Origin of the sequence: Methylobacterium sp., assembly GCF_028290105.1 — a bacterium.
In the GTDB taxonomy this organism is placed as follows: Bacteria; Pseudomonadota; Alphaproteobacteria; order Rhizobiales; family Beijerinckiaceae; genus Methylobacterium.
Genome location: NZ_JAQGKL010000107.1, coordinates 1 through 6838, shown reverse-complemented (window position 1 = coordinate 6838; position 6838 = coordinate 1). Strand labels below are relative to the sequence as shown.

Below are 6838 nucleotides of genomic sequence, written 5' to 3'. Positions count from 1 at the left end.
CCGGCGGGCGCTACGGCCTGGCCCAATCGGTGTTCCAGGTGGGCGGCAATGCCGGCACCGCCCTGGGGCCGCTCCTCGCCGCCTTCATCGTGGTGCCGCACGGGCAGTCGAGCGTGGCTTGGTTCTCCCTGGTGGCCCTGGGCGGAATCGTGGTGCTGGCCCAGGTCGGACGCTGGTACCGTGCCCGGCTCGCCGGGATGGCGCGCCCCGCGCCCGGCCTTCGCACCCGGACCGGCGCGCCGCTGTCGCGCGGGCGCATCGTCGGCTCGATCGCGATCCTGCTCAGCCTGATCTTCTCCAAGTATTTCTACATGGCGAGCTTCTCGTCATACTACACGTTCTACCTCATCCACCGCTTCGGGGTCCCCGTGGCGCAGTCGCAGATCTTCCTGTTCGTGTTCCTCGGATCGGTGGCGGCCGGCACGATCCTGGGCGGACCCATCGGCGACCGCTTCGGGCGCAAGCCCGTGATCTGGGGCTCGATCCTCGGCGTCCTGCCCTTCACGCTGGTCCTGCCCTACGCCAACCTGTTCTGGACGGTGGTGCTGACGGTTCCCATCGGCGCCATCCTGGCGTCGGCCATGCCGGCGATCCTGGTCTACGCGCAGGACCTGCTGCCGGGGCGGATCGGCCTCGTCGGCGGCCTGTTCTTCGGCTTCGCCTTCGGCATGGGCGGCCTCGGCGCGGCGATCCTCGGCGAGGTCGCGGACCACACCAGCATCGCGTTCGTCTATCTGCTGTCGTCCTACCTGCCGCTGATCGGGCTCGGCGCGGCGTTCCTGCCGCGCCTCGACACCCGCTGAGGGGCCCGGTTCCATCTGGACGGAAACGGCTCATTTCGGGTTCGGCGGCGCGTCGGTCACGCTCGCCGAACCCACGACCGGCGCCTCGATGCGGAGGACGGCGTGCCGGGCTGTGCGGGGTGGAGCCGAATCAGGCCACCGCTTCCGAATCAGGGCGTGCCACGGTCTGAATCGTCTCAAACCCCTCAAACTGTGGATGACCGAGATAAAGCGGCTTCGTCGAAGGCACGCGACCGTGGGCTTTTCGGAACTGTTCGGAGCGGGTCCAGGCCTCGAAATCGGCCTTCGACGACCAGATCGTGTGGGAGGCGTAGAGGACGTGGTCCTCGTGCTCGGGGCCCCGCAGGAGGTGGAACTCGACGAAGCCCGGCATCTCCCCGAGGTGACTGTCGCGCCCGAGCCAGACCTGCTCGAAGTCTTGAGTCGCGTCCTTAACGACCTTGAACCGATTCATCGCGATATACATGATCCACCTGGGTTTTTCGGCGTTTCGGGACGTCCCGCACGACGTTCTAGACCTGGGGCGGCCGCCTGCCAAAGACCGGCGCCGCGGCGCATCGTCCGCGCCCTTGCAAACCCGCACGAACCGGTGAAACGAAAGCGCCCCTCGGCCCGTAAGGCAGCCCGGATGGACCGCATGTCGGTTGCCGGCGTCCGATCGCCGGGGCGGCGGGTCGCGCGGGCAGACTTGCCATCCCTGCCGGCTTTGTGGTCAAGCTGTCAGAACACGCAGGTTCGATGCTGATACGGAGTAAAACTTCGTTGGCATTCGGTGGCAGACAAGGATAGTTTGTAACGGCTTGCTGAATGGACGATCGAAGGCCGTGATTTCATAGCGATTGAACTTAGGGATTCCTGCACGAGTTCGTACGAAAGCGTTCAAAGCTAATCGCGTCGGAGACCGGTCCGGGCTGGCGCGAAGCTTTTCTATAGGGACTGAGCCGAGAGATGATGCCCAAGCAGACCACCGACGTCGATCGCCTCGTCGGATTGAGGATCACAGCCCTGCGCAAGGCGCGTGGATTGAGTCAGACTGCCCTCGGCACCGCCGTGGGCGTGACCTTCCAGCAGGTCCAGAAATACGAGAAGGGCCAGAACCGGGTCGGTGCCGGGCGCCTTCGTGAGATCGCCCGTCTCCTCGAAGTGCCGGTCTCGGCTTTCTTCGAAGAGGATGAGGTCGGCGGAACGCAATCCGACGTGTTCGGCTTCCTCAGCGCTCAAGGGGCGATCGAGCTGCTGCGCGCCTACGCGCTGATCGAGGACGACCAGTTGCGTCGCGACGTCCTCGCCATCGTGCGGACCGCCGCGAAGATGGGCAAGCCCCCGGCTGAGTCGCCCAAGGCGGCGGACCTCGCCAAGCTGACCGACGCCGCCGCGGTGGCGGAAGCCGCCAAGGTTGCCGAGGCGGCAAAATCGGCCGCCGCCGCCGAATAGGGCGTCCGGGGCCCGTGTGCATTTCCAGCCCGACGCCATCGGGCCGGAGGCAGGGGGCTCCGGTGCATGTTCCGGTGCGGTGGATGCCGCCGCGCGCAAAGGACATGCGACGACGCGAAGGACCTGCGACGACGCGAAGGACACGCGACGATGCAAAAGCCCTAGCCGATGAGGTGGAAGAAGCTGCCGGTGGTCTGCCCGCGCCGGTGGCCGGCGAGGCCGAGGGGCACGCCCTCCGCATCGGTGACGGCGGCGAGCCCGGTCTCGTCCGTGGGGGCCGCGCTGCGCTCGCTCGCATAGTGGAACTCGTGTCCGACGAGGCGCGTGCCCGCCGGCCCGAGGACGCCATCGGCCAGGAGCGTCGCGACCCGATAGCCGAGATGCAGGCGGCGCGCCTTGTAGGACGTCGCCACCGGCAGCAGGCCCGCCATGGGATGCGTCACCCCGGCGGCATCCTCCAGGCTCTCCCCCAGGACCATGTAGCCGCCGCACTCGCCATGGACCGGCCGGTCGCGCGCGAAAGCCCGCAGACCGTCGAGGAAGCCGCGCGCCTGCGCCAAGCGCTCGGCATGCAGTTCGGGGTATCCGCCGGGAAGCCAGCAGGCATCGCAATCGGAGGGTGGCGGCTCGTCGGCCAACGGCGAGAAGGCCACGAGGTCCGCGCCCGCCGACCGCCAGCCCGCCTCCATATGCGGATACAGGAACGAGAAGGCCGCGTCCGACGCGATGGCGATGCGCTGGCCCGGGGGCGGGGCCAAACGGCCTTGCCCGGGGGAGGGGGCCGTGCCCGCGGCGGCCGCCAGGATCGCGTCAAGGTCGAGTCCCGCCTCGGCGAGGTCGGCCAGCCGGTCGAGGCGGGCCTCGAGGTCGTTGGTCTCGCGGGCCTGGACGAGGCCGAGATGGCGCTCGGGCAGGACGAGGCTGGCGTCGCGCATGAGGGCGCCGAGCACGGGCATGCCGATCCGGCTGAGGCCCGCCTCCACCAGGCGGCGGTGGCGCGGACTCGCGACCTTGTTGAGGACGACCCCGGCGATGCGGATGCGCGGATCGTAGGCCCGGCAGCCGAGCGCCAGGGCGGCGGCCGATTGCGCGGCGCCCGAGACGTCGAGGACGAGGATCACCGGCCAGCCATAGCGCGCGGCGATGTCGGCATTGGCGCCGGTGCGGCCCTCCGCGGCCACGATGCCGTCGAACAGGCCCATGGAGCCCTCCGCGACCACGAGGTCGGCGTTCGTGGCCGCCAGCGCCGCCACCGCGTCGAGCATCGGCTCGGGCATGGCGAAGCTGTCGAGGTTGAAGCTCGGATGGCCGGTGGCGGCGCGGTGGAAGGCCGGGTCGATGTAGTCCGGCCCGCATTTGGCGCCGCGCACGGAAAGACCGCGCCGGGCCAGCGCCCGCATCAGCGCGAGGGTCACCGTGGTCTTGCCGGAACTCGAGCGGGGGGCGGCGACGAGGAGGCCGGGCACGCTCACGAGCGCTCTCCGTCCGCGCGTTCGGCCAGAACGCTCGCCTGCGTCGGGCGAAAGCGCCGATCGTAATCGGGCGAATAGAGCGCGCTCTCGCGGAACTCCGCCGGGTCGAGGGCCGGGCCCACCAGGATCAGGGCGGTCCGCTCCAGCCCGGCCTGCGTGACCTGCTCCGCGATCGTCGCCAGCGTGCCGGTGAGCACCCGCTCGTCGGGCCAGGTCGCGCGGAACACCACCGCCACCGGGCCGTCGGACCCGTAGAAGGGCGTGAGTTCGGCGACCACCTTCTCGATGACGTGGATCGAGAGATGGAGGGCGAGCGTCGCCCCGGTGGCGGCGAAGGCCGCGAGCGTCTCGCGCTCCGGCATCGCGCTGGCGCGTCCCGAGGTGCGGGTCAGCACCACGGATTGCGCCAGCCCCGGCACGGTGAGCTCGCACCGCAGGAGTGCGGCGGCGGCGGCGAAGGACGGCACCCCCGGCGTCACCGTGAAGGGGATGCCCGCCTGCGTCAGACGGCGGGTCTGCTCGGCGAGCGCGCTCCAGATCGAGAGGTCGCCCGAGTGCAGGCGCGCGACCTCCTGGCCTGCCGCATGGGCGCTGACGCATTCGGCCACGATCCCGTCGAGGTCGAGGGGGGCGGTGTCGACGATGCGCGCGCCGGGCGGGCACCAGCCCAGGATCTCGGGCGCCACCAGGGAGCCCGCGTGCAGGCAGACGGGGCAGCGGGCGATGAGGTCGCGCCCGCGTACCGTGATGAGGTCGGGAGCGCCCGGGCCGGCGCCGATGAAGTGAACGGTCATGGGGCCTGTGCGTGACGGATTATGCGCGAAGCGCAAGGGCGCAGGTGGCGCCCGAGCTGGCGATTCGGGGCAGCAGCAGCGTCGCACCCTCCCCGGCGGCGGCAAGGGCCGCGGCCTCCGCCACCGAGCCGACCCGGCGGGAGGCGGCGATCCGGGCCGAGCGGGTGACGACGCGGGCATCCACGGCGATCATCGCGTCCTCGGAAACCCCGGTGAGCGGGCGGCCGAACCGCTCCGCGACGGCACGGATCGCGGGTTCGCCCGCCCGATCGGCGGCGGTGGCGAGACCGGCGAGGCGGGCCGGCGGCGCAGCCACCTCGCTCAAGGCCCGCTCGACCAGCGCGACGATCTCGGCGGCCGGGGTGGCGTGGCGAAAGCCGAGGCCGGCGACGATGTCGGGGGCATCGCGCCCGCTCATCGCTTGACCCAGGCCCATTGCGTCACCGGCATCGCCCCGCGCCAGCCGTGCAGGTGCCCGACCGGGTCGGCATGCGCCACGGCGAGGCGCTTGAGGCTGCCGCCCCGGCCCGCGAAGGCGGTGAGCAGCACCGCCTCGCCCTCGAGCGTGACCACGTTGGCGACGAGGCGCCCGCCGGGGCACAGGGCCGCGACCGCCGTGTCGAGCACGCCCGGCACGGTGACGCCGCCGCCGATGAAGATCGTGTCGGGCGTGGGCAATCCGGCGAGCGCCGCGGGGGCCGGCCCCTCAACCACCCGCAGGTCCGGCACGCCGAGTCGGTTCGCGTTGCGGGCGATGCGGGCGGCGCGGGCCGGATCGGCCTCGACCGCGATGGCCCGCAGGCTGGGACCGCGCAGCATCCACTCGATGGAGATGGAGCCCGCCCCCGCGCCGATGTCCCACAGCACCTGGCCGGCGCGCGGGCGCAGGGCGGCGATGGTCACGGCCCGGATGTCGGCCTTGGTGAGCTGCCCGTCATTCTCGAACCAGGCATCGTCGAGGCCGGGGCTCAAGGGCACGACCTGCGCCTCCGGCGAGCCCACCACCTCGATGCCGAGGGTGTTCAGCGGGTCAATCTCCGCGAGGTCGAATCCGTCGGCCATCGCGCTGCGCTGGCGCTCGCGCGGGCCGCCCATGGCCTCGAGCACGGTGAGGCGGGAGGCCCCGAGGCCGCGCTCGCGCAGGAGCGCCGCGACCTGCCCCGGGGTCGTCCCGTCCCAGGTCAGGACGAGGAGGCGGGCGCCGGGCTGAAGATGCGGGATGAGGCGGGGCAGCGCCCGGCCGTGCAGCGTCAGGCAAGCCGTCTCCGCGAGCCCCCAGCCGAGGCGGGCGCAGGCGAGGCTGAAGGCGGAGACGTGTGGATACACCCGCATCTCGTCGGCGGGGACCAGCCGGGCGACCTCGGCGCCGATGCCGTAATGGAACGGGTCCCCGGTGGCGAGGATGCAGGTGGGCTGGCCGCGCCTGGCCAGGAGCCCCGGATAGGCGTCGGCGATCGGGCTCGGCCAGGTCCGCGCCTCGGCGGCGAGCGGCCCGGCCAGGGCGAGGTGGCGGCGGCCGCCATAGACGAGGCCAGCCCCGTCGAGGGCGGCGCAGGCGGCGGGGTTGAGGCCCGCGCGGCCATCCTCGCCGATGCCCACGATGGTGAGCCAGGGCATGGACAGGGCGTCACCGGTCATCGAGAAGGGCCGCATGCGGATCCTGATCCTGGGTGGCACCGGCGAGGCGAGCGCCCTGGTGCGCGGACTTCTCGCGCATGGCGAACGCTTCGCCATCACCCTGTCGCTCGCCGGCCGCACGCGCGAGCCCAAGGCGCAGGCCGTGCCGACCCGCATCGGGGGCTTCGGTGGCGCCGAGGGGCTGGCCGCGTGGCTGAGGCGGGAGCGCACCGACATCGTCATCGACGCGACCCATCCGTTCGCGGCGCGCATTGGCGCCAACGCGGCCCGCGCCTGCGCCGAGACCGGCACCCGCCTGCTGGCGATCCGCCGTCCGGCCTGGGTGCCACAGGCCGGCGACCGCTGGATTCCGGTGCCCGACATGGCGGCGGCCGCGCTGGCGCTGGGGCCGATCCCCCGCAGGGTCTTCCTCACGATCGGCCGACAGGAGGTCGCGGCCTTCGCCGCCGCGCCGCAGCACGATTACGTCGTGCGCGCCATCGAGCCCATCGACCTCGCGGTGCCGCGCCTCACGGCGATCCAGGCGCGCGGCCCCTTCGACGCGGCGGCCGAGGCCGCGTTCCTGGCCGAGCGCGAAATCGCGGTGCTGGTGAGCAAGAATTCGGGCGGGGACGCCACCGCCGGCAAGATGGCCGCCGCGCGGGGCCTCGGGCTGCCGGTGGTGATGGTGTCCCGCCCGGCCAAGCCGGACGTTCCG

General features: G+C 72.1%; 7 protein-coding genes and 1 pseudogene. 3 read left to right on the top strand and 5 right to left on the bottom strand.

Features of this window, described 5'->3' with window-relative positions; all coding sequences use genetic code 11:
* The coding region (locus tag JWQ05_RS08300) for an MFS transporter (protein WP_299657426.1) at window positions 1-803 on the top strand (803 nt) is incomplete at its 5' end.
* Between the two features lie 130 nt (window positions 804-933).
* On the opposite strand, the gene JWQ05_RS08295 is transcribed toward JWQ05_RS08300, so the two are convergent.
* Window positions 934-1269, bottom strand: a complete 336-nt coding sequence (locus JWQ05_RS08295; RefSeq protein WP_299657423.1) for an antibiotic biosynthesis monooxygenase — start codon at window positions 1267-1269, stop codon at window positions 934-936.
* Window positions 1270-1751: 482 nt separating this feature from the next.
* Here JWQ05_RS08295 and JWQ05_RS08290 point away from each other — a divergent pair.
* Window positions 1752-2123, top strand: a pseudogene (locus tag JWQ05_RS08290) (helix-turn-helix transcriptional regulator); the annotation flags it as partial.
* A gap of 275 nt (window positions 2124-2398) precedes the next feature.
* Here JWQ05_RS08290 and JWQ05_RS08285 read toward each other — a convergent pair.
* Genes JWQ05_RS08285 through cbiE form a run of 4 tightly spaced genes read right to left on the bottom strand, consistent with a single transcriptional unit; the run spans window position 2399 to window position 6141 of the window.
* A complete protein-coding gene (locus tag JWQ05_RS08285; protein WP_299657420.1) occupies window positions 2399-3709 on the bottom strand; it encodes a cobyrinate a,c-diamide synthase in 1311 nt (436 codons plus the stop codon).
* A complete protein-coding gene (gene cobM / locus JWQ05_RS08280) occupies window positions 3706-4503 on the bottom strand; it encodes a precorrin-4 C(11)-methyltransferase (protein ID WP_299657418.1) in 798 nt (265 codons plus the stop codon). Before cobM ends, JWQ05_RS08285 begins: the two co-directional genes overlap by 4 nt.
* 19 nt (window positions 4504-4522) lie before the next feature.
* Window positions 4523-4921: a cobalamin biosynthesis protein gene (locus tag JWQ05_RS08275; RefSeq protein WP_299657415.1), complete on the bottom strand. Its 399-nt coding sequence runs from the start codon at window positions 4919-4921 to the stop codon at window positions 4523-4525.
* Window positions 4918-6141 (bottom strand): precorrin-6y C5,15-methyltransferase (decarboxylating) subunit CbiE, encoded by a 1224-nt coding sequence (cbiE, locus tag JWQ05_RS08270; RefSeq protein ID WP_299657429.1) that lies wholly within the window; start codon window positions 6139-6141, stop codon window positions 4918-4920. The genes JWQ05_RS08275 and cbiE overlap by 4 nt, the downstream gene beginning before the upstream one ends.
* A 13-nt stretch (window positions 6142-6154) precedes the next feature.
* Between cbiE and JWQ05_RS08265 the strand changes: the two genes are divergently transcribed.
* The coding region (locus tag JWQ05_RS08265) for a cobalt-precorrin-6A reductase (RefSeq protein ID WP_299657412.1) at window positions 6155-6838 on the top strand (684 nt) is incomplete at its 3' end.

Bases quoted from the DNA above. Each gene is read 5' to 3' on its own strand.
- JWQ05_RS08275 (WP_299657415.1), bottom strand. From the start codon at position 4,921: ATGAGCGGGCGCGATGCCCCCGACATCGTCGCCGGCCTCGGCTTTCGC.
- cbiE (WP_299657429.1), bottom strand. From the start codon at position 6,141: ATGACCGGTGACGCCCTGTCCATGCCCTGGCTCACCATCGTGGGCATC.
- cobM (WP_299657418.1), bottom strand. From the start codon at position 4,503: ATGACCGTTCACTTCATCGGCGCCGGCCCGGGCGCTCCCGACCTCATC.
- JWQ05_RS08295 (WP_299657423.1), bottom strand. From the start codon at position 1,269: ATGTATATCGCGATGAATCGGTTCAAGGTCGTTAAGGACGCGACTCAA.